Below are 25,397 nucleotides of genomic sequence, written 5' to 3'. Positions count from 1 at the left end.
TTTATGACAACATCAAGTCACTCAAGCCTTGATCATTCAGTCATCATTGTGAATCGATGGATCTGCTTTGCAGTCGCCTTCTTGGCAGTGACCATAGAGATACAAGCTATGGTTGGTAAGACGAACATTAAAACGACCGGCAATTTCCTTTTGACGCTCTTCAATCAAATCATCCGAAAACTCAATGACTTTACCGCAGTCAAGACAGACGAGGTGATCATGGTGGTGCTGAGTCGCTAACTCAAACACCGATTTTCCACCTTCAAAGTGGTGACGGGTGACAATGCCGGCATCATCAAACTGGTTGAGGACACGGTATACCGTCGCTAGGCCAATTTCTTCGCCTAGATCAATCAACTTCTTATACAGGTCTTCGGCACTGATATGCTGGCAATCGGGCTGTTGCAGCACTTCTAGGATCTTGAGCCGTGGCAGCGTGACTTTTAGCCCAGCTTGCTTCAACGCCTGGTTATTGTCTGACATGTGTATCTACCTGTTTTCTGCCTGCGAGAGACAGTTTGATTAGCAAGGAAAATATTTATTAAGACTATCAAAATTGCTCGGCGCTCGCTACAGCAAGGAACGTTTAGACGAACGAATTTTGATCATTCTTGGTTGCAACAATGTTTTCTAGATGTAAATATTGTCTGGTAAGACCAGATAAGGACGTCAATCAGTTATGTATCGGTTCTATAAACCAAGAATTGTGAAGTGGGCATTAAATAGTTGGCCTCCCTTCTGGGGAGCGGGGATCCATATTGAGTCTATCAGTGACGACTTTAAGTGCGTCAATATGCGGTTAAAACTGCGCTGGTGGAACAAAAACGCGAATCGAACACAATATGGTGGCAGTATTTTTTCACTGACCGATCCTGTTTATGCCTTGATGTTAATGGGCATACTCGGACCACAGTATCATGTGTGGGATAAACAAGCGGATATTAATTTCATCAAACCGGGCACCACCGACTTATTTGCCGATTTTGTGATTAGCGATGCGGTGTTGCAAGACATTCAGCAACAGGCTGGAAGAGGGGAGAAAGTGTTACCCGAGTTTGTTGTGCATGTCAAAGACGCGAAGGGGGAGGTGGTGGCTGAAGTGAAGCGCACCTTATATGTGAGAAAAAAACGTCAATACCGTGACCTAACCCAAGACGCCGCATAGAAAAAACGCCAAGAGAGTCTTGGCGTTTTGGTGGTTCATTGACGAGTTAGTCTTCTAATTCCGCCAAACACATTTCTTCGTAGACTTGCTTCACCCATTTGCTGACACGCTCATCGGTCAGTTCAGGTTGACGGTCTTCATCGACGCACAAGCCGACAAAGTGATTGTCGTCTACCAAGGCTTTAGAGGCTTCAAACTCATAGCCTTCGGTTGGCCAATGGCCAATGATGGTCGCGCCTTTTGCTTCAACAATGTCACGTACCGTGCCCATTGCGTCACAGAAATATTCTGCATAATCTTCCTGATCACCACAGCCAAAGATGGCGACCAATTTGGTTGAGAAGTCAATTTGCTCAAGTTCTGGGAAGAAGTCATCCCAATCACACTGTGCTTCGCCATAGTACCAAGTTGGGATACCCAGCAGGAGAAGATCGAAGTTATCGATATCTTCTTTACTGCTTTTCGCAATATCCTGCACATGGACCATCTGTTTGCCCAGTTGCTTTTGAATGCTCTTTGCAATTGCTTCAGTGTTACCTGTGTCACTACCAAAGAAGAGACCTACACTCGCCATATAAAAAATACCCGTTTTTTTCAGTGGGTTGCTGTTTGCAACTAACTCGAATTAAAGAAAAAGCGGTGCTTTTTCACACTCCTATACGCTAGAGCGTACGTGGGATCATTCTCCGTTTAGGGATGTTAGCCGATGCCAACACCTTCCCAGAACAGTTGAATAACCCCTTTTGTAATAAAACCAACACAGCCTAGTGTGAGAACAAACCAGACAATACGTCGACCAAAAACTGGCACATTGCCTTCTTTTAGTACGTCTTTGATTGCCATTCCGATAAAAAAGAAAATGGCAGCAAAAACGAGGTCTAGGCCAATTTTTTCGAGCAATTGAAAGTGCTCGTAAAGCATGCGTGCCTCCATTGAGCACCGACATATGCGGCGCAATATACCACAAGGGTCACAGACCTGTTAACGCTCTCCCTGCATTAAAAAGCGCTCAATAACGTTGGCAACCACAGCAGGTTTTTCAGCATGTAGCCAATGGCCTGTGCCTGCCACCATGTGCGCTTTCGAATGCGGGAACTGTTCTATAATCGCATCACGATGCTCGGGCAAAATGTATTCAGATTGTTGACCTTTTACAAACAGAGTCGGGCCTGAATACTGTCCGAATGCCTGCCAGCCCATAATATCGCGATAACCGTGATAAAGATTATCAATATTGAAGCGCCAGGCGTAGTGACCTTGATCGGTTTTATAGAGTGATTTCAATAAAAATTGTGTCACGCCTGGGTTTTCAATTGTCTCATCCATGATGGATTGTGCTTGTTGACGACTGGTCAAGGGAATGTTTTGGGTGCGTTTTAGCGCCGTAAACACCGCGTCATGCCGATTAACTTGATAGTCGACGGGGGCAATATCCATGACCACCAACTGTGTCACGCGCTCAGGAAAGCGCTGTGCGATAGCCATAGCAACTTTCCCGCCCATTGAGTGACCGACTAATGTCACCTTGTCGAGTTGATGGTGATCCATCCATGCGACAACCGCGTCCGACTGTGCCTGATAATCGACCAGCTTAGTATGATAGGACTGGCCGTGATTAGGTAGATCAATTTGATAAACACAAAAGTGATCAGCCAAGGTTTTTGCTAATCCGCCTAGATTGTCGAGATTGCCGAATAAACCGTGGATCAATACGAGCGGCGAGCCCTCACCGCGAGACTTTTCGTTTAATAACACGTTGCTTTTCTCTCAGATTACTGGCTTTGGCGTAGAGTATACCTATCTATCTCTGTATAATCGCCCCGTTAAACGACAAACAGGACTCGATGAAAAACAATGAAGACGATTGAGGTTGACGAGGAGCTATACCGGTACATTGCCAGCCAAACGCAGCATATTGGTGAGAGCGCATCAGATATTTTGCGCCGCTTATTGCTGTCGGATTCGGCGCAGCAGTCAACACAGCCTGCACCGACACCCTCTCGTTCTAGCGGCATCGTAGTGAGTAAAGATGCAGGACGCAGTGCGTCTGTTGATCGCGTTAAAGCGATGCGATCGCTATTGATCTCGGATGAGTTTGCAGCGCAAGAGCGTGCAATCGGGCGCTTTATGCTCGTTTTGACCACCCTATATCGTGTGGACCAGCAAGGTTTTGCCGATGGGATGGCTCTAAAAGGACGCACTCGTCTGTATTTTGCTGACAATCAGCAAACGTTGTTAGAAAGCGGCAAAACCACCAAGCCGAAACAAATTCCAGAGACACCTTTTTGGGTAATCACCAACACTAATACCGGCCGTAAGCGCCAAATGGTGGAGCAGCTTATGGAAAAAATGCAGTTCCCCAGCGATTTGATCGAAAAGGTTGTCAACGCGATTTAATCTATGCCACTCATGGGAGACGAGATTTATGGCAGTGCATCCCCAAGCAGGGCAGCGCGCAGACGCCGCTGATTTATGCGATATTCCAGCGCTAGTCACGCGCTTTTTTCAGGCCCAGCCAACCCCCGGCAATCCGGCGCAGCGCGTTGCGTTTGGAACATCAGGCCACCGTGGCAGTGCACTAAATACAACATTCAACCGTGATCACATTCACGCGATTGCTCAGGCCATCTGTGATGAGCGCCGTGCGCTTGGTATCACGGGACCTGTCTTTGTGGGTAAAGATACGCATGCGCTGTCCGAGCCCGCTTTCGGTGCCGTGGTTGAAGTATTGACGGCCAATCAGGTAGAGGTTATTGCGCAAGCAGATCAGGGCTATACGCCAACGCCGGGCATTTCCCAACAAATTCTGGCTTATAACCGTGATCATGCTGAGCAAGCGGACGGGATTGTGATCACCCCCTCACATAATCCACCGCAAGATGGGGGAATTAAGTACAACCCTCCGCATGGCGGCCCAGCAGAAGGGGCCATCACAAAATCGATTGAAGCACGAGCCAACGATTATATAGATGCTGGCTTAGAAGGCGTGAAACGGTTGGCTATTGACGAAGCACGGGCAAGCGCTTACTACCAAGAGCAAGACTTAGTGACCCCTTATGTCGCTGGGCTCGAGCGTGTCGTGGATATTAAAGCCRTTCAAGCGGCAGGATTAAAACTGGCTGTTGATCCTCTGGGTGGGGCTGGGATTCGCTATTGGCAAAAAATCGCTGAACATTATCAGCTCGATATTACCCTCGTGAATGAGAAAGTCGATCCGACTTTTGGCTTCATGCCTCTCGACAGCGACGGTGTGATCCGCATGGATTGTTCCTCACCCTATGCGATGGCGGGATTGTTAGCACACAAAGACCACTATGATCTTGCTTTTGGGAATGACCCTGATTTTGACCGCCACGGCATTGTGTCATCAGATGGCTTGATGAACCCTAATCATTATTTAGCGGTTTGTATTGATTATCTTTTCCGCCATCGTCAGCAATGGCCGAGTCGCTTAGGTGTGGGTAAAACACTCGTGTCGAGTGCCATTATTGACAAAGTGGTTGCGGATCTTGATAGAAAGCTGGTGGAAGTCCCGGTTGGCTTTAAATGGTTTGTCGATGGTCTGCATCACTGCCAGCTTGGCTTTGGTGGCGAAGAAAGTGCGGGCGCCTCTTTCTTAACCTTGGATGGACAGCCTTGGTCGACCGATAAAGATGGCATTATTCTGTGTTTACTGGCCGCTGAGATCCTCGCGGTGACCGGCATGACACCTCACGCTTACTATCAAACACTGGTGAATAAGCATGGCGATCCCGCCTATAACCGTTTACAAGCGGTGGCGAACAAGCAGCAAAAACAAGTGCTTAGCCAGTTAAGCCCTGAAATGGTGACCGCGGAGACGTTAGCGGGCGATATCATTACTGCAAAGCTGACTCACGCGCCAGGCAATGGTGAAGCGATTGGTGGCTTAAAAGTCGTCACTGAGTCTGGGTGGTTCGCTGCTCGCCCCTCTGGTACGGAAGAGATCTACAAGATCTATTGTGAGAGCTTTAAAGGTGAGGCGCACCTGCGCATGATTGAAAAAGAAGCGCAACAGATCGTGGATAACGTTTTTGCCGAGCAAGGGGTATAAAACGCCAAATATCCCCTCGTGCGTTGTAAAGGCCGTACCGTTAAGGTGCGGCTTTTTTATGTGCGTCTGGCGGCCACTATACTTTAGGCGGTAGAGTTTGAGGCCAGTCTGGGGTGACGACAAACCAGGGCGTGAGATACTCATCAACCAAATGACAAGTGCGTGTCAGCGAAGCCAGCGCCGCTGTATCAAAGCGGGGTAAAGTATGAAAATCAGGGATGCTCAACCACTGATCGCGTGATAAAGACGCATAACGACGGTCTTGGGGTAAGGCCTCGGGCCAGCACCACCAACCAGTAATACAATCGAGATTGACGCTGGGTGCATCTGGGAGTGGTGCGTTTTGGTGAAACGGCTGGTACAAACGGCCGTGGATACAAAGTCGCTTCTTTTGCGGTCGCCATTGTGGGTGGTCGGCTAAAAAGCGGGGATGATCGGACATAGCAAGCTGATGGTTCATCATACGCTCAGCTTTGATGTCTAATGCATCTTTAGCATTTGGACCCAGCCAGCGACCTTGATGGGCAAGATAAAACTTTACAGCGACTTCCCAGTGTTCGAGTTGCTCACCATTTTCAATCAAGAAATCCACGGCGCCAACCGTTTTACCTGCATCATTAATCTGTATCTCTTCAGCAACCACATTAAGGTGAGGTTGCTGTGCAATTAGGTTTGCTAATAGCCATTGGTAGTAAAAGCCAATGCGGTGTGGTCCGCGATAAGACATCTCTGCCAAGGTGTTATCAGCGACTTGCCATGTCGAGGTATTGACCATGGGAAAATCCGCAGAGGATAACAAAGGCGGTTGGGAGCGAATCCAAGCCATATCCTTTGCGATTTGCTGCCGACGGGCAAACAGTGGTGATGTCGTCATTGTAATTTTATTACCTTGTTAATCGATTGTATCGTCGTAGCTGAACGATTTTTGCGCTATTATGTAGTAAACATACTAAACGAATGATATACTCTCCTCACAACTGGTCAGATGAGTGAGGTTAGTCATGTATAAACCGTTCGATAAAACCCAAGTCGTTTTGCGTCGCAGCGCTGTTGTGGTTGCAGGTATTGTATGTGCGCCTACATTAGTGGTGCCACCTTTGGCATCGCGTATTTATAGTCATCTTCATCAAGTCTGGTTAAAAGATAGTACTAAGCCGGTCTGGCTGGCTGAGTCTGAAAAAGCGGGCGGTTTTTTATAAACATCACGCCTTACTGGTTGAGCGGCTAACGGAAACGTTAGCCGCTTTTTTATGTCGATTCCGCACGTTACACTAACATACAACATCTCAAAGCGACGAAAGAGACATCATGAATAACCTCGAACTCGAAGCAATCCTAAACGCAGAGCTAAAGCCCGACCAAATCAAAGATTATAGCCCGAATGGGTTACAAGTTGAGGGGCGTGAGCAAGTACAGAAAGTGATTACCGGTGTCACGGCTTGCCAAGATCTTATTGATGCGGCGATTGAGCAGAATGCGGATGCCATCTTGGTACACCACGGTTACTTCTGGCGCGGTGAAGCACAGCAAATTCGTGGTATGAAGTATCAACGGATCAAAGCGTTAATTGAAAATGGCATTAATTTATATGGCTACCATTTGCCGTTGGATATTCACCCTACCATGGGAAATAACGCACAACTGGCTAAGCGATTGGGGATTGAGTTGATCGGCGGGTTAGAGCCCGGAAATCCCGTATCGATTCCTGTCTACGGAAAGCTCTCGACGCCGATGACCTTAGCCCAGTTTGAACATCAAGTGGCGGCGGTTCTAGGCCGAGCCCCTTTGATTATTGACGGCGGCCACACCCGTCGTATTGAAACGGTCGGTTTATGCACGGGCGGTGCGCAAGACTTTATCGACTTAGCGGCAAACCAGAATATGGATGCCTATCTGTCGGGTGAGGTGTCTGAACGGACGACGTTCTCAGCGCGCGAACAGGGTGTCCACTATATTGCTGCAGGCCATCATGCGACAGAGCGTTATGGTGTGAAAGCGCTCGGTGAATGGTTGGCTGAACAATATGGCCTAACGGTGGATTTTATTGATATCGACAACCCGGTATAAGTGATTGACGAAAACAAAAACGCCGCCTCGTTTAGGCGGCGTTTTTATGCAAGCAAGGTGTTAGTCTCGCTGTTTCATTGGCGTGAATTCACGTTGCGTGTAGCCGGTATAGAGCTGACGCGGACGACCAATACGATTGTTGGGATCCGAGTGCATTTCATTCCAATGCGCAATCCAACCAATCGTTCGTGACATTGCGAAAATCACAGTAAACATGGACGTTGGAATACCAATCGCTTTGAGAATGATGCCCGAGTAGAAATCTACATTTGGGTACAGTTTCTTGTCGATAAAGTAATCATCAGACAGTGCAATACGCTCGAGCTCCATCGCCACATCGAGAAGTGGGTCTTGGATACTCAGTTCTTCCAATACTTCATGACAAGCTTCGCGCATCACAGTGGCGCGAGGATCGTAGTTTTTGTAAACCCGGTGTCCGAAGCCCATCAGACGGAAAGGATCATCCTTGTCTTTTGCTCGGCCAATAAACTCAGGAATATTATCGACATGACCGATTTCTTCGAGCATGCGCAAGCAGGCCTCATTGGCACCACCGTGAGCTGGCCCCCAAAGTGACGCGATCCCCGCGGCAATACACGCGAATGGGTTCGCGCCTGAAGAGCCGGCTAGACGGACCGTCGAGGTGGATGCGTTCTGCTCATGATCGGCATGCAGCGTAAAGATTTTGTCCATCGCACGCGCGACCACTGGGTTAACTTCATATTCTTCACAAGGCGTGGCAAACATCATGTGGAGGAAGTTCTCTGCGTAATCTAGGTCGTTGCGCGGATAGATAAATGGCTGGCCAATCGAGTACTTGTAACACATTGCCGCGAGTGTCGGCATTTTAGAGAGCAATCGGAAGGCGGTAATTTCGCGGTGCTGGTCGTTATTGATATCCAGTGAGTCGTGATAGAAAGCAGCCAGTGCACCGACGACACCGACCATGACGGCCATAGGGTGAGCGTCACGACGGAACCCGTGGAAGAAACTCGCGATTTGCTCATGTACCATGGTGTGGCGCACGATTAACGAGCGGAATWCTTCATATTGCTTTTTCGTAGGGACTTCACCGTAAAGAAGGATATAACAGACTTCTAAGTAATCAGCGTTATTGGCGAGTTGATCAATAGGGTAACCGCGATGCAGCAAAACGCCTGCAGCGCCGTCGATGTAGGTGATTTGCGATTCACATGATGCCGTGGCGACAAAGCCCGGATCAAAGGTGAAATATCCGTTTGCACCTAATGCACGTACGTCCAAGACCTCTGGCCCGACAGTGCCCCCCATGATCGGCAGTTCGATTGGTGCTTGCCCTTCAATATGTAGGGTAGCTTTCTTCTCTGCCATAACAATCTCCTTTGTTATTTTATAATCCCATCCAGGATACGGACCCGACCGTTTTACCGATCGGCCTAGGTGATGTCAATTTTTAACCTAACGATGTGTGCGCGAGTTAATAACTTATTTGCAATGCGGGTTAAATATCTGTTGTGAGATTCCTGTCAATTTTGAGCGTTTGTAATTGCTTGTTACGCCGCGTATACTTTTGCGAGGTCTCTGGGCATATCAGTATCCTAGGGCGTTTAGGGGCTCAAACACCTTTCTAAATTGACGTGATCCATTTGCTCAAAGTTGCAGTTAATAGCAATAAGGTACGCAAAGCACGTTACACAGATGTTGCAGGTCTTACGCTTTGAGTACTGAGGTTCAGAGAGTGTAAATAACTATAAATGCTCAATGGAGCTGAGTGGGCAATATCGTGAAAGAAAGAAAGCCAAGACCCGTAAACCTCGACATTAAGACCATTCGTTTCCCCATCACAGCGATTGCGTCTATCATGCATCGAGTAGCAGGTGTCATCACCTTCGTCTCGATCGCCATCCTATTGTGGCTACTTAGCCTGTCTCTCTCTTCACCTAGCGGTTTTGAAACTGCGTCTGCCATCGTCGATAGCTTCTTCGTCAAGTTTGTCCTTTGGGGCATCCTCACGGCGCTTGCCTATCACATTGTAGGTGGTATCCGCCACCTTATGCAGGATATCGGTTATTTTGAAGAGTTAGAAACGGGTGCGAAAAGCGCTCAGGTGGCATTTGCATTGACCGGCGTGTTGTCTGTACTGGCGGGGATTTTGGTATGGTAACGAAAAACATTTCATCGGTGGGGCGTAATGGTGTACATGACTTTGTACTCATTCGGGCCACTGCGATTATCATCACACTTTACACACTTTATATGGTCGGATTTGCTGCATTTGGGCCGGACATTACGTACGCCTCATGGACAGCCTTTTTTGGCCAAACCAGCACCAAGGTTTTTACCATGCTGGCACTGGTGTCGATTCTCATTCACGGATGGATCGGTATGTGGCAAGTGTTAACTGACTACATCAAGCCCGCTTTGTTGCGTGGTCTGCTTCAATTGGGTGTAGTTGCCTTGCTGCTGATCTATGTGTTTGCCGGTTTCTTTGTACTGTGGGGTGTGTAAGTGAGTATTCCAGTTCGCGAATTTGACGCAATCGTTATTGGCGCAGGTGGTGCAGGTATGCGCGCCGCCCTGCAAATTTCTGAACAAGGCCTGTCTTGTGCGTTGTTATCAAAAGTCTTTCCGACTCGTTCTCACACTGTATCTGCGCAGGGTGGTATTACGGTAGCACTGGGTAACTCACACAAGGATAATTGGCAATGGCACATGTATGACACGGTGAAAGGGTCGGATTATATCGGAGACCAAAACGCCATCGAGTACATGTGTAAAACCGGCCCGCAATCGGTCATTGAACTCGAAAAAATGGGCCTACCGTTTTCGCGCTTTGAAAACGGCTCTATCTATCAGCGTCCGTTTGGTGGCCAATCGAAAGAGTTTGGCGGTGAACAGGCAGCGCGTACAGCCGCAGCGGCAGACCGAACTGGTCATGCATTGCTTCACACGCTGTACCAGCAAAACATCAAGAACAAAACCACCATCTTCTCGGAATGGTATGCCCTCGATTTGGTGAAAAACCAAGACGGTGCGGTGGTTGGTGCCACCGCGATGTGCATGGAAACTGGTGAGATTTGCTATTTCAAATCGAAAGCGACCGTGCTTGCAACGGGCGGTGCAGGGCGTATTTATCAATCCACCACCAATGCGCACATCAACACGGGTGACGGTGTCGGTATGGCGTTGCGCGCAGGTGTTCCGATGCAAGACATGGAAATGTGGCAGTTCCACCCAACAGGGATTGCTGGCGCCGGTGTCTTGGTGACTGAAGGCTGCCGTGGTGAAGGGGGCTATCTGCTTAATAAAGATGGCGAACGCTTTATGGAGCGTTACGCGCCGAACGCAAAAGACCTGGCTGGTCGTGACGTGGTCGCACGCTCTATGATGATCGAAATCCGAGAAGGTCGAGGTTGTGATGGCCCTTGGGGTCCACACATCAAGCTTAAGCTCGACCACTTGGGTAAAGATGTCCTTGAGTCACGCTTGCCAGGCATTTTGGATCTGTCTCGTACCTTTGCGCACGTGGATCCGGTCAAAGAGCCAATTCCGGTCATCCCAACCTGCCACTACATGATGGGCGGTATTCCAACGCAAGTGTCTGGTCAAGCGATCAAACAAGATCCAATGGGACACGACGTTGAAGTACAAGGCCTGTTTGCCTGTGGTGAGATCGCGAGTGTGTCTGTCCATGGCGCAAACCGTTTGGGCGGTAACTCATTGCTTGATCTGGTGGTCTTTGGCCGTGCAACGGGTCTACACCTTGGTGAAACCTTGGCCGCGCAAGTTGAAGCGCGTGATGCAAGCGAATCTGATATTGAAGCCTCTTTAGCGCGCTTGAACCGCTGGAACAGCACGCAAAAAGGCGAAGACCCTGTAGAAATCCGTAAAGATCTCCAAGCGTGTATGCAAGAAAACTTCTCGGTATTCCGCGAAGGTGAGGCGATGGAAAAAGGCCTCAAAGAACTGCAAGAAATCCGTGAACGTTTGAAAGTCGCACGATTGGACGATACGTCGACTGAGTTCAACACTCAGCGTATCGAGTGTTTGGAGCTGGAGAACCTGATGGAAACCGCTTATTCAACGGCGGTAGCGGCAAACTATCGTACCGAAAGCCGTGGCGCTCATGCACGCTTTGATTATCAAGAGCGTGATGATGAGAACTGGCTATGCCACTCCATCTACAATCCAGAAACGGAATCTATGTCGAAGCGCGACGTCAACATGGCGCCAGTGCATCGTGACGCTTTCCCACCGAAAGCGCGTACTTACTAAGGGGGTCGAAAACGATGAACGTTAAGTTTTCAGTCTATCGCTACAATCCAGATGTGGACGATGCGCCATATATGAAGGATTACACGCTCGACGTGCCTGAAGGGTCGGACATGATGCTATTGGACGCGCTCATTCAACTAAAAGAGCAAGATCCGACGTTAGCATTCCGTCGCTCATGTCGCGAAGGTGTGTGCGGTTCGGACGGCGTGAACATGAATGGTAAGAATGGATTGGCGTGTATCACGCCACTCTCATCACTGATGGACAAATCAGAAATTGTGATCCGTCCATTGCCCGGTTTGCCGGTTGTGCGTGACCTTATCATCGATATGAGTCAGTTCTATGAGAACTACGAGCGGGTTAAACCTTACTTAATCAACGATGACACACCGCCATCACGGGAGAATTTACAAGCCCCTGAAGACCGCGCGGAGTTGGACGGCTTGTATGAGTGCATCATGTGTGCGTGTTGCAGCACCTCTTGCCCTTCTTTCTGGTGGAACCCAGACAAATTTGTCGGGCCGGCAGGGCTGCTCGCAGCGTATCGTTGGTTAGCAGATAGCCGTGATACCGCGACCGAAGAGCGCTTATCTGATCTGGACGACGCTTTTAGTGTCTTCCGTTGCCACGGTATCATGAACTGTGTCAGTGTGTGTCCTAAGGGATTAAACCCAACGAAAGCAATTGGGCACATCAAGTCGATGCTGATTCAGCGTGGCGTTTAAAACGCTTTCGTACATTAACGTGAACTATAAAGCCCCGTCCACGGACGGGGCTAAATAACAGGTAACCCGGCTTAGAACCGGTGTTTGGATAAATAACTAGTGGTTAAGGGATAACAATGCAAAATGGCGTGATGAAGGCTTGGATGGAGTCTTCTCATTTGGCTGGCGCCAATGCAACTTACGTAGAAGACCTCTACGAACTGTACCTCAGTGACCCGGAGTTAGTTGATCAAGAATGGAGAGCGGTCTTTGACCAACTACCAGCGGTGAATGAAACCGCGGTAGAACAACCCCACTCTCGCGTTCGTGATTACTTTCGACGCCTAGCTACCGAGACAGCGCGTGCAAATGCCTCAGTCAATGACCCCGACGTAGACGCGAAACAAGTCAAAGTCCTTCAACTTATTAACGCATTTCGTTTCCGCGGCCATCAGCAGGCCAATCTTGACCCGCTGGGTTTATGGAAGCGTAATCAAGTACCCGATCTATCACCTGCTTTCCACTCGCTTACCGAGCAGGATTTCAACGAAAACTTCAATGTCGGCTCATTTGCAATTGGTAAAGACAATATGCAGCTGGGCGAGCTTTATGAAGCACTGCAGAAGACCTATTGTGGGTCTATCGGTGCTGAATATATGCATATTACTGACACGGAAGAGAAACGTTGGATCCAAAGCCGATTAGAGTCTGTGGTTGGGCAGCCGCAATTCAACGAACAAGAAAAGCTGACCTTCCTAGAAGAACTGACCGCGGCTGAAGGACTAGAGCGCTATTTGGGCGCGAAGTTCCCAGGCGCAAAGCGCTTCTCTCTCGAAGGGGGGGATGCACTGATCCCGATGCTTAAAGAGCTCATCCGCCACGCTGGTGGTAAAGGTGCTCGTGAAGTGGTGGTCGGTATGGCTCACCGCGGCCGCTTGAACGTGTTGGTGAATGTGCTGGGTAAAAAGCCGTCAGAACTGTTTGACGAGTTTGCGGGTAAACAAGACGAAACCTGGGGCACCGGTGATGTGAAATATCACCAAGGCTTCTCGTCTGATTTTGCCACGCCAGGTGGTGATGTGCATTTAGCGCTTGCCTTCAACCCATCTCACCWTGAGATCGTCAACCCTGTGGTTATGGGCTCAGTTAGAGCACGTCAAGATCGTCTCGAAGATGCCACCGGTTCGAGTGTCTTACCGATCACGATTCATGGTGATGCGGCGATTGCTGGCCAAGGGGTCGTGCAAGAGACCTTTAACATGTCTCAAGCGCGTGGTTTCCAAGTTGGCGGCACGGTACGTATCGTCATCAATAACCAGATCGGTTTTACCACCTCGAACCCAGCCGATTCTCGTTCTACGCAATACTGTACTGATATTGCCAAAATGGTGCAGGCGCCAATCTTCCACGTAAACGCGGATGATCCTGAAGCTGTTGCCTTCGTTTCTCGCTTAGCGCTTGATTTCCGTAACGAATTCCGGCGTGATGTGGTCATTGACTTGGTGTGTTATCGCCGTCACGGTCACAACGAAGCGGATGAGCCCAACGCGACACAGCCTATGATGTACCAAAAGATCAAGAAGCATCCGACACCGCGTAAGCTTTATGCGGACGTTCTTGATCAGCAGGGTGTTGCGAATCTTGAGAAAGCGACCGAGCTTATCAACGAGTATCGCGATGCGCTTGACCGTGGTGAATGTGTGGTCAAAGAATGGCGCCCGATGGCGTTGCACTCGGTCGATTGGACCCCTTATCTTGGGCATGATTGGACCGTAGAGTGGGCGAGTAAGTTTGACGCTAAGCGTCTGAAAGAGCTCGGCCATCGGATTTGCCAATTGCCAGAAAGCCACAAGCTTCATAGCCGTGTCGCCAAGCTTTATAACGATCGTAAAGTCATGGTGGAAGGTGAGAAAAAGCTAGATTGGGGTATGGCGGAAACCTTGGCGTATGCGACGCTGGTGGATGATGGCAAACGTATCCGTATTACCGGCCAAGACTCCGGACGAGGTACCTTCTTCCACCGTCATGCGGTCTTGCACAATCAAACTGACGGCAGTACCTATTTGCCACTGGCGAATATTCACGACAAACAAGGGCCATTCCAAGTGTTTGACTCTGTGTTGTCTGAAGAGGCGGTTCTCGCGTTCGAATATGGCTATGCAACGGCAGAGCCTGGTGGTCTCACCGTTTGGGAAGCACAGTTCGGTGACTTTGCCAATGGCGCGCAAGTGGTGATTGATCAGTTCATCAGCTCTGGGGAACAAAAATGGCGCCGTATGTGCGGATTAACCATGCTGTTGCCTCACGGCTATGAAGGACAAGGCCCCGAGCACTCATCGGCGCGTCTTGAACGCTATCTACAGCTGTGTGCCGAACAAAACATGCAAGTGGTGGTACCCTCAACGCCTGCACAGGTCTATCACATGCTGCGTCGCCAAGTGGTTCGCCCCATGCGTCGTCCATTGATTGTGATGTCACCTAAGTCGCTGCTGCGCCACCCGCTGTGTGTGTCGAGCCTTGAAGACTTATCTGATGGTGATTTCCTCCCCGCCATTGGCGAGATGGATGAGCTGGATGCGAACAAGGTTGAACGCGTCGTCATGTGCGCAGGCAAGGTGTATTACGACCTACTGGAAACGCGTCGTAAGTCGGAAATCGACAATGTGGCGATTATCCGTATTGAGCAGCTTTATCCGTTCCCATTGGATGCGGTGAAAGAAGCTATCGCTCCTTACACCAATGCGAAAGACTTTGTGTGGTGCCAAGAAGAGCCTCAAAACCAAGGGGCTTGGTATAGCAGCCAGCACAATTTCCGTGCGGCGATTCCAGATGATGCTACCTTAACCTACGCAGGACGAGAGGCATCAGCATCGCCAGCGGTAGGCTATATGTCCGTACACCAGAAACAACAAAAAGCGTTAGTCGAAGACGCTCTGACCCTCAAGTAAGAACTAGAACATTAAGGATAACTACGATATGACAATCGAAATTCTGGTTCCCGATTTACCCGAATCTGTGGCTGACGCAACGATTGCCACATGGCACAAACAGCCAGGTGACTCGGTAACCCGTGACGAAGTACTGGTTGATATTGAAACGGATAAAGTGGTACTGGAAGTGCCTGCGCCTGCTGATGGCGTGTTGGAGTCAATCATTGAAGATGAAGGGTCAACCGTGTTGGCGAAACAAGCCATCGCTAAGTTGAAAGAAGGCGCTGTGGCAGGAGAGCCGACCAAAGACGTGCCTGCTGAATCAGAAGCGTCACCGGATAAGCGCCATACAGCATCACTGGAAGAAGAGTCTAATGATGCATTGAGCCCAGCCGTGCGTCGCTTACTAGCCGAGCATGATATCTCTCCTGATGCGGTGAAAGGCACAGGTGTGGGTGGGCGTATTACCCGAGAAGATGTTGATGCTTACCTGAAGAACAAGCCAAAAGGTGGCGAGCAAGGCAAACCTGCCCAAGACGTCCCTGCTGTGGCTGAGCGCGGTGAAAAACGTGTGCCAATGACACGTTTGCGTAAGCGTGTTGCTGAGCGCTTGTTGGAAGCGAAAAACAGTACCGCAATGTTGACCACGTTCAACGAAGTCAACATGAAGCCGATTATGGAACTGCGTAAGCAGTATCGTGATAGCTTCGAAAAACGCCATGATATTCGCCTCGGCTTCATGTCTTTCTATGTGAAGGCAGTGGTTGAAGCGCTCAAGCGTTACCCTGAAGTGAATGCGTCTATCGACGGTGATGACATCGTTTATCACAACTACTTCGATGTGAGCATGGCGGTATCAACACCACGCGGTTTGGTCACCCCAGTGCTGCGTGATTGCGATAAGCTAGGCTTTGCGGATATCGAGAAAGGGATCCGTGATCTCGCGGTCAAAGGCCGAGACGGTAAGCTAACCGTTGATGAGCTAACCGGGGGTAACTTTACGATCACTAACGGTGGGGTATTTGGTTCGCTGATGTCGACGCCAATTATTAACCCACCTCAGGCAGCCATTCTTGGCATGCACAAAATTCAAGACCGCCCAATGGCGGTAGATGGCAAGGTAGAGATCCTACCAATGATGTACTTGGCGCTTTCCTACGATCACCGTCTGATTGACGGCCGTGAATCGGTTGGCTTCCTGGWTACCATCAAAGAGCTTCTTGAAGACCCAACACGTCTGCTATTGGACGTTTAACTGATGGGCCAGTACGTGATGTGCTGGCTGTCAGTCGAGGGGACGGAGTCCCCTCATTTGGAAAGCACAAAGACACAATAATGGACATTAACACGGATAGAACATCATGAATCTGCACGAATATCAGTCAAAGCAGCTGTTCGCTGAATATGGTCTACCAGTTTCAGAGGGCTATGCTTGCGACACACCACAAGAAGCTGCTGAAGCAGCCGACAAAATTGGTGGCGACAAATGGGTCGTCAAATGTCAGGTCCACGCGGGCGGTCGCGGTAAAGCGGGCGGCGTAAAACTGGCTTCCTCTAAAGAACAAATTCGCGAGTTCGCACAACAATGGCTAGGTAAAAACCTTGTTACTTACCAAACAGATGCGAATGGCCAACCGGTTAGTAAAATTCTCGTTGAATCCTGCACTGATATCGCCAAAGAGCTATATCTCGGTGCGGTCGTTGACCGTGGCTCACGCCGCGTGGTTTTCATGGCGTCAACAGAAGGCGGTGTGGAAATTGAGAAAGTGGCGGAAGAAACGCCTGAATTAATTCACAAAGCATCGATTGATCCTTTAGTTGGTCCTCAGCCTTATCAAGGCCGTCAACTGGCATTTAAATTGGGCCTTGAAGGTGACCAAATCAAGCAGTTCACCAAGATCTTCATGGGGATTGCACAGCTGTTTCTTGACAAAGACGTCGCATTGGTTGAAGTGAACCCATTGGTGATCACTGATCAGGGCAACCTGCACTGCTTGGATGCAAAACTGTCGATTGATAGCAATGCGGTCTATCGCCAGCCACAGGTTCGCGCGATGCACGATCCAAGCCAAGAAGACGCCCGTGAGGCGCATGCGGCGCAGTGGGAACTGAACTACGTTGCCCTCGATGGAAACATTGGCTGCATGGTCAATGGTGCAGGTCTTGCGATGGGCACCATGGATATTGTTAATCTGCACGGCGGTAGCCCTGCTAACTTCTTGGATGTCGGCGGTGGCGCGACGAAAGAGCGTGTGACTGAAGCATTCAAGATTATCCTGTCTGACAGCAATGTGAAGGCAGTATTGGTGAATATCTTCGGCGGCATCGTTCGCTGTGACTTGATTGCCGACGGCATCATTGGCGCAGTGGAAGAAGTGGGCGTGAAAGTGCCTGTTGTCGTTCGCCTAGAAGGCAATAATGCCGAAGTAGGTGCGAAGAAACTAGCCGATAGCGGCTTGAACATCATCGCGGCCACCTCACTCACAGAAGCCGCACAGAAAGTCGTTGCTGCAGCGGAGGGTAAATAACAATGTCAGTGCTGATTAATAAAGACACCAAAGTCATCTGTCAGGGCTTTACGGGTGGACAGGGTACCTTCCACTCTGAGCAGGCGATCGAATACGGTACGCAAATGGTTGGTGGGGTATCACCGGGTAAAGGGGGAACTACCCATCTCGGTTTGCCGGTGTTTAACACAGTGGCAGAAGCCGTGGAATCGACGGGTGCAACAGCGTCGGTGATCTACGTGCCAGCACCATTCTGTAAAGATGCGATTCTCGAAGCAGTTGATGCGGGTATCGAGTTGATTGTGTGTATCACCGAAGGGATCCCAACGCTGGATATGCTGGAAGTGAAAGTGAAGCTTGATGAAGCTGGCGTTCGCATGATTGGTCCAAACTGCCCAGGCGTGATCACCCCGGGTGAATGTAAGATTGGCATCATGCCAGGTCACATCCATAAACCGGGTAAAGTCGGTATTGTGTCACGTTCAGGTACCTTGACCTATGAAGCGGTGAAGCAGACTACGGATGAAGGTTTTGGCCAGTCAACCTGTGTCGGGATTGGTGGCGATCCTATTCCAGGTTCTAACTTTATCGACATTCTCGAAATGTTCGAAAAGGATCCAGCGACTGAAGCGATTGTCATGATTGGTGAAATCGGTGGTACGGCTGAAGAAGAAGCGGCGGCTTACATCAAAGAGAATGTCACCAAACCTGTTGTTTCTTATATTGCCGGAGTAACCGCACCTCCGGGTAAACGTATGGGCCATGCGGGTGCGATTATCTCTGGTGGTAAAGGAACAGCCGATGACAAGTTTGCAGCTCTTGAAGCTGCAGGCGTCACCACAGTAAAAAGCTTGGCAGAAATTGGTCAAGCACTGCGCGATAAAACCGGATGGTAAAAACGCAGTCGTAGCATGATTCAAAGCCGCTCACTGTGAGCGGCTTTTTTGTCTTGTTTTGTATGAGCACAAGCTAACCGTATGGATGAGTCGCTAGCGGCTTCGAATTGGGATCAGCTGGCTCAGCATAAATACGCCTGCCGCCGCAACCACGACCGATGGACCAGCCGGCGTATCGTAAAACCAAGAGCCCGCCATACCGAGAAAAACAGCGCCCATTCCAATTAAACTCGACAATGACGCCATTTGTTCGGGCGTAGCCGAGAGACGTCGTGCTGTTGCTGCGGGAATGATAAGCATTGACGTAATGATCAAGGCGCCGACAAATTTCATCGCCAGTGCAATCACAAGCCCGATAAGTAACATGAGCAGCAGCCGTAAGCGTTCCACATCAATGCCCTCAACTTGAGCCAACTCTTCGCTGACGGTCATTGAGAGTAAGGGCTCCCAGTAATAAGCCATCACAGCAAATGTGAAGCAAGCGCCAATAGCTAACCAAGTTAAATCGGTATAGGTCACGGCCAATAAGTCCCCAAACAGATACGCCATTAAATCCACACGTACTGTATCAAGAAAACTGACCGCGACGAGCCCTAACGATAAAGCACTGTGCGCCAAAATACCGAGCAGAGTATCAGTGGCGACTAAGTGCTGGCGCTGTAAACCAACCAGAACAATGGCAAGTAAAAGACAGGTTGCGATAAGCGCAAGATTAAGGTCAATTTGCAACAAAAAACCGACGGCGAGCCCAAGCAACGACGCATGGGCGAGGGTATCACCAAAATAGGCCATTCGACGCCATACCACAAAAGAGCCCAGTGGACCTGCAATGGCGGCAATCAGCACCCCTCCTAGAATAGGTGCCATTAAAAACTCAATCATGCTGGTCTTCCTGATGTTGGCAGCCATTAACAGGCTGTCCAGATAAATCGTGATCGTGATTGTGATGGTGGTGATACAAAGCAAGCTGTTCGCTGGTTTGGCGACCGAACATCGCGACATAAGAGGGATGTTGAGAAATCGCATCAGGCGCCCCTGAGCAACACACATGGTGCTGCAAACAGATCACCTCATCGGTTTTCGCCATCACTAAATGCAGGTCGTGTGAGACCATTAAAACGGCGCAGCTGAGTGTGTCGCGCAGCGTCGCGATAAGGCTATACATTTCAAGCTGGCCGCTGACATCCACGCCTTGCACCGGCTCATCCAGTACTAAGAGATCGGGAGATTTCAGGATCGCACGGGCAAGCAACACCCGCTGGGTTTCTCCGCCGGACAAGGTATGCATGTTAGAAAATTGCAGTGCGGCCGCATTGACGGTGCTTAGCGCTTGCGTAATTTGCGCGTTGGTGTAGCGCGTCCCCAAGCGGATAAACCGGTCGACCGTCAAGGGTAGTGTTTGGTTAAGCTGAAGCTTTTGTGGCACATAACCGATCTTTAATCCTTTTTTAAGCCTCACAGCGCCTTGGCTGGGTTTAACCAAGCCAATCAGTGTTTTTACAAGGGTGGATTTTCCCGCGCCATTAGGGCCAATCAATGTGGTGATATTGCCGCGTTTTAAGTCTAGCGACACATTATCCAGAACCTGGCGGCCGTTATAGGTCACCGTCACCGCATCGAGGGTGACTAGCGAGTCAGTCATAGTGAAAAAAGCATTGTGAATTGTAATTGTTATATTATAACATTTCGCATCGCTGATGAAACTGATTAATTGGGGTAAACCATGGGTGTGCGTGTTATTGGACTATTTTTTGCGCTGTTACTGGCCTTGCCAGCGCAGGCTGTCACTGTGATGACCACGATTAAGCCGGTGCAGCTGATTGCTAAAGGGTTAGTCGCAGACGACGATACGGTAGAGGTGTTACTCCCGCCCGGCGCATCACCACACGGCTATGCGCTAAAACCTTCTGATATTCGCAATTTGAAAGCGGCCGATTTGACGGTTTGGGTGGGACCGGAGCTTGAATTATTCTTGAGTAAACTGTTGCAAGAGCAGCCCAATGTATTAACCCTCACTCAAGTAGAGGGGATCCCACTTCGTCATTATGACGGGGAAGCAGAGACCCACCATCATGGCCACGACCATGACCACCATGGTATTGACCCTCATATTTGGCTGGGCCCCGAGTCGGCACGTGTCGCAGCGCGGGCGATTACTCAAGCCTTGATAACAACTGCGCCCGAAAAGGCTGACCAATACCGCGCTAAATTAGCCATTTTTAACGCCCAGCTGGATGAGACAGTAACCGATATTCATGCGGCATTGGCGCAACGCCAGCAAAGTGGATATTTCGTATTTCATGATGCGTACGGTTACTTTGAACAAGCATTTGGTTTGAAGAAAACGGGCCACTTTACCGTTGATCCTAGCCAAAAACCGGGCGCAAAGACCCTAGTAACTATCCGGAGAGGATTGCTAAATCATGACGCGACCTGTATCTTCACCGAGCCGCAGTTTAATCCCTCACTGGTCGATGCTGTGACCCGAAACGATGACGTTACTGTGATTGCTTTGGATCCGTTGGCAACTGCTATTCGAGTTGCGCCTGATGGTTATCAGGTTTTTTTGAAAGATATGGGAAACCGCTTCGCACGTTGTTTAAAGCATGAAACTACTCACTAACTGGTTAGCCGCGACCGCTCGGTTACCTCGCCAGCACAAGCTGGCGCTCGCCTCATTATCGTTACTCGTTGCTGCCGCACTCATGTGGCAGCCACATCCTTTTAAACATCACGATGAACGTCGCTCATTGCCGCTAATCGATGAGCAACAGGCATCGATGCCGCTAGAAAACAGTGAGCCGATTGAAGTTGGTTTAGACGCTGATGATCCAGCACTGACAGTGCCTGAAGATGCTCTCGAGCAAGATATCACTTCAGAAGCGGCCCGCATTCACACCCACACGGTTGCCTCTGGTGATACCTTGGGTGCGATTTTTTCACAGTATGGTATACCGCTCCGTCAGATGTACCAGATCCTCGATGTGAATCAGAAGGCAGGCGATCTTCGGCTTGGACAAAAAATTGATTGGCAAGTTGATGATGAGGGACAGCTTTCGTCACTCACTGTCTATCAATCGATTAAATATCGGGATCAGTATGTCTTCGGTGCGGATGGGGTGAGCTACGAGCAACTTGAAACGACCGGAGTCTACGAGCAAGTCACTCTGTCGGGTCGCGTCACAAGTAGCTTTTACCAGCAAGCTCGACAAGCAGGATTGACGCCCAACCAAATTCAGAACTTAGTCTCAGCCTTACAATGGCGTTTTGACTTTGGTGCAGAATCCCATCGTGGGGATCGCTTTTCAGTCTTGGTCAACAAAGAGTTTATCGATAATAAAGCGGTATCGTCTGGCGACGTGATGGCGATGCTTTATCAAGCGGGCGATCGAGATATCTTTGTCTACCGCCACACCGATGGTCGCTTTTACGATGAGCAGGGCCATAGTCTGGATCGTGCTTTGCGCCGTTTCCCAACCGCTAAGCGTTACCGTATCAGCTCGCCATTTGACCCACATCGTAAGCATCCGATCACCGGACGTATTTCACCGCATAATGGCACCGATTTTGCCACCCCGGTGGGTACGCCCGTCTTGGCGGCAGGTGATGGGGTAGTGGTCAAAGCGCGCAAGCACCCACTAGCCGGCAACTATGTCGTGATCAAACACGGTCGCGAATACTCGACCCGCTATTTGCATCTTCACCGTATTTTAGTGAAACCGGGTGATCACGTCTCTATGGGGCAAAAAATCGCATTGAGTGGCAACACTGGGCGCTCGACCGGACCTCATTTGCATTTTGAGCTGATTAAATATGGCCATCCAGTGAATGCGATGAAGGTTCCTTTACCTGAAGCGCATCCTGTACCGCGTAGCGAGCAGGACGACTTCAAGCGTCAAGCAAGACGCGCTCACCAGCAGCTGTCTCAAGTTCTGAACAGCTAATAAATCTCAAGAATGTGAGGCCCAGCTCACATTGAGGGTCGCAGGGTTCCATTTTGTTTGGTTACACAGGATGATACCCGTCTTAATTTTGCGACCCTTATTCCTCTCTTAGTTGCATGAAACGCCTTTTGCTCTGCCTGATTTGGGTAATTAGCACCTTTCTCTGTCTGCCTTTGCAGGCACATCATGGGTTGGAAACCTCGTTCCAAGCCTATCCGGGCTTGCAGGCGGTCGCGAACGTGCGTGATATTGCCTACCAGCCGGGTGGAGGAGTGTGGCTGCTTAATCATCAAGGCGCGGTTGTCTTTTTTGACGGCCACCAAACCCACCCACTCAGTGATGTTCTCAGTCTGCCCGAAGAAAAAGTAACGGCGATTGCCTTTGCGCATGATGCCCTTTGGATGGCAGGGCAAAACTTTATTTATCGCTACCAATCGGGGCAGCATATTGTCACTCGTTATCGTCTGCCACAGACGGTGTTGGCGCGCCAAGCGGATGCACAATCCCGTCTTGCGACGATAGACGGTGAGCTTTGGCATATTAGTGACGGTCAACTCAGCCGTTATGTGGTGGAAGACAACAGCTTTTCTATTTGGCGCGCAGGACAATGGCAAGCCGAGTTAACTTGGATGACGAACGAGCATCGCTTGATTGCTATTGGTCAGGGGCTCTACCAAGTGGATGAGCAAGGTATTCGCCAGATACATCGCTTCAATTCAGCGATAACTGCGATCACAGGGCAAGACTCGAGAGCTTGGGTCAGCACCCAAAATGCGGTCTATTTACTTGCCCTCGATGAACACTCTGTGACCGGGCAACACATACTAACTCAGCAGGGTGGATTTAGTTTTCTCGCATCAGGCGCGGGAGGCGTTTGGGCCGCCAATGATCAAGGACTGTTTCTACTGTCACTCGATGGGAGCGCATCGCCGGTATGGACGCCGAGTCAGAGTGCAATTGATGGTTCAAGGGTGACATTTTTACGTGCCGACGCCGAAGGAGGGATTTGGTTTTCCACCGACCGATCTCTGCGTTATCGTGCTGCCGGGCAGCGCTGGATTGCGCATCATCATGGTCCCTTTCCACAAGCGATCACTCATGGTTTTTCTGAGGCGAGTGACCCGTGGCTGTTAAGAGGTCGTCATTGGCGCGATCTGAGTGGTCGTTGGTTGGCGCGTATGCCCGATCAAAACGGCGATAAGATCAAGAGTGCCGCACGAAAAGCGACCCAGTTGTGGTGGTCGACAGAAAATGGTGTGGCGGGCTTAGATACTCAAACAGGGGCGCGTTTAATACTCCCTGAACCTGTCGCTAACTTCGCCGCTGACCACTTGTATACTGATGCGGCAAGGACACTTTGGTTGGCAAAAGGGGCTCAGTTAATCCGCTACTGGCCGGATTCAGAGACGGTTGTGGACTACGGAACCGGATGGCAAGTGGACGAGGGTGACGTTGAAGGTTTTTATGATGATGGTCGCGGTAGTGTTTGGATCCGGCAGCAGCAAGGTTTGACGCGTTATCGAGATGGACAGTTTCAGGCGATTCGATTACCTGTTTCTCTCCTGCCACTGTCTGATTTGTATACCGATGAACGGGGCCGCCTTTGGCTAGCCAGTGCGCAAGGCATTTATCAGTATGACCATACCACGCCGGATACGGTGTCGGCGGCCTACCTGTCGTTAAACAATGAGCAGTTTCATTGTATTACCGGGAACAAAGATGGTGTTTGGGCATACAGCAACCAAGCCATCGTCCATATCGCGCCAAGAGGTGTCGTGCGGACATTCAGATTACCCTCGCCAATGGGACAGGTGGAGTGTCGAGTATCCAACCCGCATCAGCTGACCATTTTTTCCGGCGCTGAACGCTTTGTGATTAATACCGATCAACTTGCGTTCTCACTACGAAAACCGCCGAAGGTTGTGATTGGCGCGGTATGGCAACAGGATAGGCGTTGGCGTATTGCACCTCGCCAGCAAACGTCCATGACATTGCTGGAAAATAATCCGACCCAACTTGAGTGGGGAAGTTGGCCACCCGAGCGACAGGTCAGTCGTGTCCACTACCAGTTGATTGCTAAGCGTCATCCGGGGAACCCAATGGCCGGCCAGCTTGCCGCATGGCAACAAACCAGCAGCGATACGATTACGCTGGCGAATATGGCAGGGGGAGAGTATCAGCTGCGCATTGCCATTCCTCGCGATGGTGCCTCGCATACGGTATTAAATCTTGATATCTCTCTTCCCATGTTGCCACACATGATGAGTGGGGCCGTTCTTGCTGTTTTCGTGAGTATTGTGTTGTTAGCGGTTGGATTAGCGTTTAAACAGCGCTATCAGGCTAGGCAACAAAGCAAGCGTCTTCAACAAATTCACACAACACAGCCAGTTTTTGATCCCATCGCGGCTCAGCCTGAAGCGGTTGTCGTCACTATGAAGGGGCATCACGCTAAACGCCGTGCTCAGTGTCAACAGCTGCGCTCAGCATGGATCTCGCGTTTTATGCAAGCGGTAGAAAGCGGCTTTACCCATCCTGACTTTTCTACTCATGAGCTGGCTGCTGTATTGGCCATGTCGGAGCGGAACTTACAACGCAAATGCCGCCAGTATTTTCACATCACGGTCACCAGCTATATCACTCAAAAGCGATTGACCCATGCGAGCGGGCTGTTAAAACAAGGGATGAGTATTACTGAGACAGCCGAAGCGTGTGGCTATCGTGATCCAGCGTATTTCAGTCAGCGGTTTAAAGGATACTTTGGTGTGAGCCCCTCACAGTATCGTGATCGCATCCTCCCTCAAGCACTCACTAGCCCAGCCGATTAAATCTGCTACGCCAGTAAGGCATATGGGCATATG

Annotated in this window: 24 protein-coding genes; 16 read left to right on the top strand and 8 right to left on the bottom strand. The window is 50.0% G+C overall.

Going from position 1 to position 25,397, the window contains the following annotated elements; genetic code table 11:
- Window positions 1-36: 36 nt before the first annotated feature.
- Window positions 37-483, bottom strand: coding sequence for a ferric iron uptake transcriptional regulator FcrX (fcrX, locus tag BZG83_RS01655; protein ID WP_069588691.1), 447 nt, complete (start codon window positions 481-483; stop codon window positions 37-39).
- A gap of 196 nt (window positions 484-679) precedes the next feature.
- Between fcrX and BZG83_RS01650 the strand changes: the two genes are divergently transcribed.
- Window positions 680-1,165 carry a DUF4442 domain-containing protein gene (locus tag BZG83_RS01650; protein WP_077455222.1) on the top strand — a complete coding sequence of 162 codons (486 nt, stop codon included), beginning with the start codon at window positions 680-682 and terminating at the stop codon, window positions 1,163-1,165.
- 46 nt (window positions 1,166-1,211) lie between these two features.
- On the opposite strand, the gene fldA is transcribed toward BZG83_RS01650, so the two are convergent.
- The 3 genes from fldA to BZG83_RS01635 all read right to left on the bottom strand — a co-directional run bounded on the left by fldA (window position 1,212) and on the right by BZG83_RS01635 (window position 2,920).
- A complete protein-coding gene (fldA, locus tag BZG83_RS01645) occupies window positions 1,212-1,739 on the bottom strand; it encodes a flavodoxin FldA (RefSeq protein ID WP_077455221.1) in 528 nt (175 codons plus the stop codon).
- A 125-nt stretch (window positions 1,740-1,864) separates the two neighbouring features.
- Window positions 1,865-2,086: a DUF2788 domain-containing protein gene (locus BZG83_RS01640; protein ID WP_077479111.1), complete on the bottom strand. Its 222-nt coding sequence runs from the start codon at window positions 2,084-2,086 to the stop codon at window positions 1,865-1,867.
- A gap of 60 nt (window positions 2,087-2,146) precedes the next feature.
- Window positions 2,147-2,920, bottom strand: coding sequence for an alpha/beta fold hydrolase (locus tag BZG83_RS01635; RefSeq protein ID WP_077479110.1), 774 nt, complete (start codon window positions 2,918-2,920; stop codon window positions 2,147-2,149).
- Window positions 2,921-3,019: 99 nt separating this feature from the next.
- Here BZG83_RS01635 and seqA point away from each other — a divergent pair, with 99 nt between their 5' ends.
- Complete coding sequence (gene seqA, locus BZG83_RS01630; protein WP_077455219.1) at window positions 3,020-3,562, top strand: replication initiation negative regulator SeqA; 543 nt, start codon at window positions 3,020-3,022, stop codon at window positions 3,560-3,562.
- Window positions 3,563-3,590: 28 nt separating this feature from the next.
- Window positions 3,591-5,237, top strand: coding sequence for a phosphoglucomutase (alpha-D-glucose-1,6-bisphosphate-dependent) (gene pgm / locus BZG83_RS01625; RefSeq protein WP_077479109.1), 1,647 nt, complete (start codon window positions 3,591-3,593; stop codon window positions 5,235-5,237).
- Window positions 5,238-5,313: 76 nt separating this feature from the next.
- Here pgm and BZG83_RS01620 read toward each other — a convergent pair whose 3' ends face one another.
- The gene (locus BZG83_RS01620; protein WP_077479108.1) at window positions 5,314-6,111 is read right to left on the bottom strand and encodes a DUF1853 family protein; all 798 of its coding nucleotides are present in this window, start codon (window positions 6,109-6,111) and stop codon (window positions 5,314-5,316) included.
- 127 nt (window positions 6,112-6,238) lie between these two features.
- On the opposite strand from BZG83_RS01620, the gene BZG83_RS01615 reads away from it, so the two are divergent.
- Both BZG83_RS01615 and BZG83_RS01610 read left to right on the top strand, forming a co-directional pair.
- The gene (locus BZG83_RS01615; protein ID WP_069588700.1) at window positions 6,239-6,436 is read left to right on the top strand and encodes a DUF2517 family protein; all 198 of its coding nucleotides are present in this window, start codon (window positions 6,239-6,241) and stop codon (window positions 6,434-6,436) included.
- A gap of 109 nt (window positions 6,437-6,545) precedes the next feature.
- Entirely contained in the window at window positions 6,546-7,304 is a 759-nt protein-coding gene (locus tag BZG83_RS01610) for a Nif3-like dinuclear metal center hexameric protein (RefSeq protein WP_077479107.1), read from the top strand.
- A gap of 60 nt (window positions 7,305-7,364) precedes the next feature.
- On the opposite strand, the gene BZG83_RS01605 is transcribed toward BZG83_RS01610, so the two are convergent.
- Window positions 7,365-8,654 carry a citrate synthase gene (locus BZG83_RS01605; protein WP_077479106.1) on the bottom strand — a complete coding sequence of 430 codons (1,290 nt, stop codon included), beginning with the start codon at window positions 8,652-8,654 and terminating at the stop codon, window positions 7,365-7,367.
- A 400-nt stretch (window positions 8,655-9,054) separates the two neighbouring features.
- On the opposite strand from BZG83_RS01605, the gene sdhC reads away from it, so the two are divergent.
- From sdhC to sucD, 8 genes are all read left to right on the top strand, one after another.
- Entirely contained in the window at window positions 9,055-9,447 is a 393-nt protein-coding gene (gene sdhC, locus BZG83_RS01600) for a succinate dehydrogenase cytochrome b556 subunit (protein ID WP_077479105.1), read from the top strand.
- Window positions 9,441-9,791: a succinate dehydrogenase, hydrophobic membrane anchor protein gene (sdhD, locus tag BZG83_RS01595; RefSeq protein ID WP_077455214.1), complete on the top strand. Its 351-nt coding sequence runs from the start codon at window positions 9,441-9,443 to the stop codon at window positions 9,789-9,791. The genes sdhC and sdhD overlap by 7 nt, the downstream gene beginning before the upstream one ends.
- On the top strand, window positions 9,792-11,558 hold the full coding sequence (gene sdhA, locus BZG83_RS01590; protein ID WP_069588384.1) for a succinate dehydrogenase flavoprotein subunit: 1,767 nt from the start codon (window positions 9,792-9,794) through the stop codon (window positions 11,556-11,558).
- A gap of 14 nt (window positions 11,559-11,572) precedes the next feature.
- Entirely contained in the window at window positions 11,573-12,283 is a 711-nt protein-coding gene (locus tag BZG83_RS01585) for a succinate dehydrogenase iron-sulfur subunit (RefSeq protein ID WP_069588383.1), read from the top strand.
- 116 nt (window positions 12,284-12,399) lie between these two features.
- The gene (gene sucA / locus BZG83_RS01580; RefSeq protein WP_077479104.1) at window positions 12,400-15,210 is read left to right on the top strand and encodes a 2-oxoglutarate dehydrogenase E1 component; all 2,811 of its coding nucleotides are present in this window, start codon (window positions 12,400-12,402) and stop codon (window positions 15,208-15,210) included.
- Window positions 15,211-15,238: 28 nt separating this feature from the next.
- Complete coding sequence (odhB, locus tag BZG83_RS01575; RefSeq protein ID WP_077479103.1) at window positions 15,239-16,447, top strand: 2-oxoglutarate dehydrogenase complex dihydrolipoyllysine-residue succinyltransferase; 1,209 nt, start codon at window positions 15,239-15,241, stop codon at window positions 16,445-16,447.
- Between the two features lie 106 nt (window positions 16,448-16,553).
- Window positions 16,554-17,720: an ADP-forming succinate--CoA ligase subunit beta gene (gene sucC / locus BZG83_RS01570; RefSeq protein WP_077479102.1), complete on the top strand. Its 1,167-nt coding sequence runs from the start codon at window positions 16,554-16,556 to the stop codon at window positions 17,718-17,720.
- Between the two features lie 2 nt (window positions 17,721-17,722).
- Entirely contained in the window at window positions 17,723-18,595 is an 873-nt protein-coding gene (gene sucD / locus BZG83_RS01565) for a succinate--CoA ligase subunit alpha (protein WP_077455210.1), read from the top strand.
- A gap of 93 nt (window positions 18,596-18,688) precedes the next feature.
- Here sucD and znuB read toward each other — a convergent pair whose 3' ends face one another.
- Window positions 18,689-19,477 carry a zinc ABC transporter permease subunit ZnuB gene (gene znuB, locus BZG83_RS01560; protein ID WP_077479101.1) on the bottom strand — a complete coding sequence of 263 codons (789 nt, stop codon included), beginning with the start codon at window positions 19,475-19,477 and terminating at the stop codon, window positions 18,689-18,691.
- A complete protein-coding gene (gene znuC, locus BZG83_RS01555) occupies window positions 19,470-20,237 on the bottom strand; it encodes a zinc ABC transporter ATP-binding protein ZnuC (RefSeq protein ID WP_077479100.1) in 768 nt (255 codons plus the stop codon). The genes znuB and znuC overlap by 8 nt, the downstream gene beginning before the upstream one ends.
- A gap of 81 nt (window positions 20,238-20,318) precedes the next feature.
- On the opposite strand from znuC, the gene znuA reads away from it, so the two are divergent.
- From znuA to BZG83_RS01540, 3 genes are all read left to right on the top strand, one after another.
- Window positions 20,319-21,218, top strand: coding sequence for a zinc ABC transporter substrate-binding protein ZnuA (gene znuA / locus BZG83_RS01550; protein WP_077455207.1), 900 nt, complete (start codon window positions 20,319-20,321; stop codon window positions 21,216-21,218).
- On the top strand, window positions 21,202-22,539 hold the full coding sequence (gene mepM / locus BZG83_RS01545) for a murein DD-endopeptidase MepM (RefSeq protein WP_077479099.1): 1,338 nt from the start codon (window positions 21,202-21,204) through the stop codon (window positions 22,537-22,539). Before znuA ends, mepM begins: the two co-directional genes overlap by 17 nt.
- A 128-nt stretch (window positions 22,540-22,667) precedes the next feature.
- Window positions 22,668-25,364: an AraC family transcriptional regulator gene (locus tag BZG83_RS01540; protein WP_158074929.1), complete on the top strand. Its 2,697-nt coding sequence runs from the start codon at window positions 22,668-22,670 to the stop codon at window positions 25,362-25,364.
- Window positions 25,365-25,397: the final 33 nt, after the last annotated feature.

Origin of the sequence: Salinivibrio sp. PR919 (assembly GCF_001995355.1) — a bacterium.
GTDB classification, from domain to species: Bacteria; Pseudomonadota; Gammaproteobacteria; order Enterobacterales; family Vibrionaceae; genus Salinivibrio; species Salinivibrio proteolyticus.
Note: the sequence above shows the minus strand (reverse complement) of the source record. Positions and strands in the feature narration are given on the sequence as shown.

What these genes read in the sequence shown, in the direction of transcription:
- fcrX (WP_069588691.1), bottom strand. Translation starts at nt 483, where the DNA reads ATGTCAGACAATAACCAGGCGTTGAAGCAAGCTGGGCTAAAAGTCACG.
- BZG83_RS01650 (WP_077455222.1), top strand. Translation starts at nt 680, where the DNA reads ATGTATCGGTTCTATAAACCAAGAATTGTGAAGTGGGCATTAAATAGT.
- fldA (WP_077455221.1), bottom strand. Translation starts at nt 1,739, where the DNA reads ATGGCGAGTGTAGGTCTCTTCTTTGGTAGTGACACAGGTAACACTGAA.
- BZG83_RS01640 (WP_077479111.1), bottom strand. Translation starts at nt 2,086, where the DNA reads ATGCTTTACGAGCACTTTCAATTGCTCGAAAAAATTGGCCTAGACCTC.
- seqA (WP_077455219.1), top strand. Translation starts at nt 3,020, where the DNA reads ATGAAGACGATTGAGGTTGACGAGGAGCTATACCGGTACATTGCCAGC.
- BZG83_RS01620 (WP_077479108.1), bottom strand. Translation starts at nt 6,111, where the DNA reads ATGACGACATCACCACTGTTTGCCCGTCGGCAGCAAATCGCAAAGGAT.
- BZG83_RS01615 (WP_069588700.1), top strand. Translation starts at nt 6,239, where the DNA reads ATGTATAAACCGTTCGATAAAACCCAAGTCGTTTTGCGTCGCAGCGCT.
- BZG83_RS01610 (WP_077479107.1), top strand. Translation starts at nt 6,546, where the DNA reads ATGAATAACCTCGAACTCGAAGCAATCCTAAACGCAGAGCTAAAGCCC.
- sdhD (WP_077455214.1), top strand. Translation starts at nt 9,441, where the DNA reads ATGGTAACGAAAAACATTTCATCGGTGGGGCGTAATGGTGTACATGAC.
- BZG83_RS01585 (WP_069588383.1), top strand. Translation starts at nt 11,573, where the DNA reads ATGAACGTTAAGTTTTCAGTCTATCGCTACAATCCAGATGTGGACGAT.
- sucC (WP_077479102.1), top strand. Translation starts at nt 16,554, where the DNA reads ATGAATCTGCACGAATATCAGTCAAAGCAGCTGTTCGCTGAATATGGT.
- sucD (WP_077455210.1), top strand. Translation starts at nt 17,723, where the DNA reads ATGTCAGTGCTGATTAATAAAGACACCAAAGTCATCTGTCAGGGCTTT.
- znuB (WP_077479101.1), bottom strand. Translation starts at nt 19,477, where the DNA reads ATGATTGAGTTTTTAATGGCACCTATTCTAGGAGGGGTGCTGATTGCC.
- znuC (WP_077479100.1), bottom strand. Translation starts at nt 20,237, where the DNA reads ATGACTGACTCGCTAGTCACCCTCGATGCGGTGACGGTGACCTATAAC.
- znuA (WP_077455207.1), top strand. Translation starts at nt 20,319, where the DNA reads ATGGGTGTGCGTGTTATTGGACTATTTTTTGCGCTGTTACTGGCCTTG.
- mepM (WP_077479099.1), top strand. Translation starts at nt 21,202, where the DNA reads ATGAAACTACTCACTAACTGGTTAGCCGCGACCGCTCGGTTACCTCGC.